Source organism: Paraburkholderia sp. SIMBA_030, assembly GCF_046535245.1.
In the GTDB taxonomy this organism is placed as follows: domain Bacteria; phylum Pseudomonadota; class Gammaproteobacteria; order Burkholderiales; family Burkholderiaceae; genus Paraburkholderia.
The window spans coordinates 1-341 of record NZ_JAWRXB010000182.1 but is presented as its reverse complement, the minus strand read 5'-3'; the positions used below and the strand labels follow the sequence as shown (position 1 = coordinate 341).

Genomic DNA, 341 nt, shown 5'->3' with positions numbered 1-341 from the left:
AGGGCGGCTAGACAGCGCGGCCCGCGAGCCATAGGTAAAACAACTGTTTTCGCGACCGCACGCCAGCGTCATACATACGCTGGCGTGCGAGAGCGGCATTGCGCCGCCCGTGTCGTGCTGCTTGCTACTGCTTATTGCTGCTGTTCTTGCTGCGTGTTGTCGAGGCGCTTGGGCTTCGGCGGCGATTCGATCTTCGCGTACTGGAAGGCCGGCGTAGCCTTGAGCGCTTCCTTGGTCGCGCCCGGCAGATAGAGATTGCCCTTGCGCACTTCGAGCGAAGCGATGGGCACGGCCACGCCGTGCGCAGCCACGCCGAGGAAGCCGCCCGCTGCGACGATGGC

Annotated in this window: 1 pseudogene; it reads right to left on the bottom strand. The window is 64.8% G+C overall.

The annotated features are described in order from the left end of the window. Window positions 1-131: 131 nt before the first annotated feature. A pseudogene (locus SB772_RS39580) lies at window positions 132-341 on the bottom strand (PRC-barrel domain containing protein); the annotation flags it as partial.